The sequence below is a fragment of the Streptomyces sp. W16 genome, from assembly GCF_033194735.1.
Lineage (GTDB): Bacteria > Actinomycetota > Actinomycetes > Streptomycetales > Streptomycetaceae > Streptomyces.
In genome coordinates this window covers 1-2,956 of sequence record NZ_JAWOAI010000827.1, presented here as the reverse complement: position 1 = coordinate 2,956, position 2,956 = coordinate 1, and the positions used below count along the sequence as shown (strand labels likewise).

Genomic DNA, 2,956 nt, shown 5'->3' with positions numbered 1-2,956 from the left:
GCCTCAGCAGGCTGCGGGGCGTCGGCCTCGGGCATGGAGGCCGGGGCGTCGGCGCCGCTCGGCTCGTCCGTGGGGTCGGTGGTGAGGTCGGTGGCCGGGGCTGTGTCGGGGTCCGCGACGGACGCGGAGGAGGCGTCTGCGCTCTCGACTTCAGCGTCAGTTTCAGCCTCAGCCTCAGCGGAGTTCGCGGGGTCCGCGCTCTCCGATTCGGCGACCGTGCCGTCCTCGTCCTGGGTGTTCACCTCGGCGGCGTCGGTGCCCTCGGTGTCACCGTTCGCCGGGACCTCCGCCAGTTCACCGTCGGCCGGAAGCACCGCACCGGGCACCTCAGCCTCGGAACCCTCCGAACCTTCGAACTCCCCCTCGCCGGAGCCCGATTCCGCACCACTGGCATCCCCCACAGAACCCTCGGCCGGGGCCGGAGTCACCGGAGCCTCCGCGGCGGTCGGTCCCGGCGTGGGGCCCGTCACCCCGCCCCGTTCCGTGATCTCCCGCTTCAGCGCGGCGGCCGAGATCCGCATGGTCGCGCCGCTCACGAGGTCGCCGTGCTCGGCGTCCTCGTCCTCCTCGTCGGGAACCAGGGCCGCGGCTGTCCAGGCGGACGGGAGCCCGGAGTTGCTCGCCGGCGGCGGTGTCGCGAACGGGAGGCCGACCGGCGGCGACGGGGGCGGCGTCGCCGTACCGTTCGCCGGAGTCGGTGCCGCAGGCGGCGTGGGTGTCGGCGCGGACTGCGTGGACGCGCCCGACGAGTTCTGCGTGTACCAGGCCGGCGGGGCGTAGTCGATCGTGAACTCGCCCGTCATCTCGATGGCGGACTCGTCATCGGGCTGGTCATCGCCGGGCGTGGCCCAGCCCCCGCGGATCCCGTCCCGATCGCTGCTCACAATTCCTCCTGGTGTGGTCGAGCACCCTCATGCCGTGCTGGGGCGACCGCTCTGACATCCGATGCGCCGGGTCGTCCCCCTGAGCCCCTGGCCCTGGGCGACGCACCATCCGCGCGCGGATACTCGTGACGTGCCCTGTCCCAGCCTAATCACCAAAACCGTGGACTCGGCAGGCCCGCCCACCCCTTCGTGCACACCCACACGACCGAGACCGGCGATAGCGGACTAAATCCCCCTGGAAATCGACCAAACCCGACAGCTCGGGCACTTCAATCCGCCCGTTCCGTCCCGCAGTCGTACGTCAGCCGTCCCCCGGCCGGCCGTCAGTCCATGCGGCGGGCCACGCCCAGCAGCCCCACCTCGGCGTCCGTCGGCTGTGTCATCACGTACTGCCGGTCCCGCTCCGTGCACCACAGGGTGACGCCTTCGGGCAGCGTCGGCAGTGACTCCAGGTCGGGGCGCGGCAGTCCGATCACGCGCCCGATCTCGGCCGCCTCGTCCGGCGAAACCCGCTGCACACCCACCAGCCGCGCCTGCCGCATCAACCGGGGTGCGACCGGGCTGAGATACGGCAGGAGGGTGAGCACGGACTGCCAGGGTGCCGATGTCACCCGCCCGCGCGGGGGCCGCATTCCGCAGTCCCGCACCACCAGCACGGGTGTACCGGCGGAGGCGCCCTGCGGGGGGACGCGGCCGACGTCGTAGACCGCGAGGCCGTTCTGTCCGCCGCCCATCGCGTGCACCATCTGCATCCAGGCCTGCGGCCGTCCCGTCTCGACGGCGACGCGCGCGCCCGTGGCCGCCGCCCGCAGCGCCAGCACCTGGGCCGTCCACAGTCCGCTGATGAGCAGGATGTCGTACGGCGTCGGGCGGTTGACCCCGAGCACGGCCGGGCGGCCCTCGGGATCGATGCCCACCACCACGCCGTCGTCCCCGATGGGCAGCGACAGCGCCTCCACCTGGTCGACGGGCAGTGAGTGGCGCGGATGGCGGGGACCGAGCAGTCCGAATCCGGTGCGCAGCCGCGAGGCGATACCGGTGGCCCCGGGCTCTGTGGTCGTCATGGTCATCAGCGGGCACCTCCGAGGGGCAACGTGGCGAGGACACCGGGGAGTTGTTCGCGGTCGAGGCGGGCCAGGCCGGTGCGCGCCTGCCGGGCCGCCTGCTCCAACTCGCGCCGGGCGTCGGTCAGTTCCTGGTTGCTGCGGCCGGTGATCCGCAGGTGTCCGGTGAGTGCCACGTCCTGCTGCTCCCCGCGGGCCAGGGTCAGGCTGAAGGTCGTCGCCAGTGCGGGCACCGCCGTCAGTTGGGCCACGAGCTGTGCCAACGAGGTGCCGGACTCGCCCAGTTGGGGCCAGCGGCGCACCCAGTAGGTGGTGTGCCGGCGGTTGTCGCAGCGCCAACTGCGGCTGGACTCCTCGGTCCGCCGCTGCGGTGCCTCGCTCCGCCCGGCCTGCGCGGTCACCATCGGGTTGGCGCACGCGGAGGTGGCGACGGCCGCCGTCAGCTCCTCCTCCGTGAGCACGTGGGCCCGCAGACCGGCACCGGACAACCGGCTCGACAGATGCTCCGCCGACCGCACCAGACACTTCTGCGCCCCGACCAGTCCGCCCCCGCGCGCGGCCACCGCCTCGGGGCACAGCTCGGGGTCGAGCTTCAGCGCGATCCAGGTGATACGGACGGCGGGGGAGCCGGTCTGGGCCTGCAGCGGCGCGTAGTTGCTCACCACGACCGACTGCTGCGGCAGATGCAGCGCGGGCGCCGGCTGCGTGTGCACCACGATCTGTGCCGATTCGAGGCGGATTCCATCGACTTCGAGGGCGTCCCGGACCAGCCCCACGGGCAGCGGTCTGCGTCCGCGCTCGGCACGCAACGCGCCCGCGTCGGACTCCACTTGGAGCACTGCGGTGAGAAAGTCGCCGTCGCCGATCATCCCGACCGGCCGCTGGTCGCGGTCGTCACCGCGGTGGTAGCTGTACGTCCGCAGGCTCGGGTCGCACTCGACGGCGGGCGCGAGACCGGCGTCCGTCCCCGGCGGCACCGGGGTGTTCGCGGCCCGCCGCACCCGGGAC

3 protein-coding genes are annotated in these 2,956 nt (G+C 73.1%); all 3 read right to left on the bottom strand.

All coding sequences use genetic code 11. From position 1 onward, the window contains the following. Positions 1-884: SCO5717 family growth-regulating ATPase (locus tag R6V09_RS50010; protein ID WP_317888069.1), on the bottom strand; the 884-nt coding region annotated here is incomplete at its 3' end. A gap of 323 nt (positions 885-1,207) precedes the next feature. Then, positions 1,208-1,954 (bottom strand): hypothetical protein, encoded by a 747-nt coding sequence (locus R6V09_RS50005; protein ID WP_317888068.1) that lies wholly within the window; start codon positions 1,952-1,954, stop codon positions 1,208-1,210. Beyond that, a partial coding sequence (eccE, locus tag R6V09_RS50000) for a type VII secretion protein EccE (protein ID WP_317888067.1) occupies positions 1,954-2,956 on the bottom strand: 1,003 nt, incomplete at its 5' end. The genes eccE and R6V09_RS50005, both read right to left, overlap by 1 nt.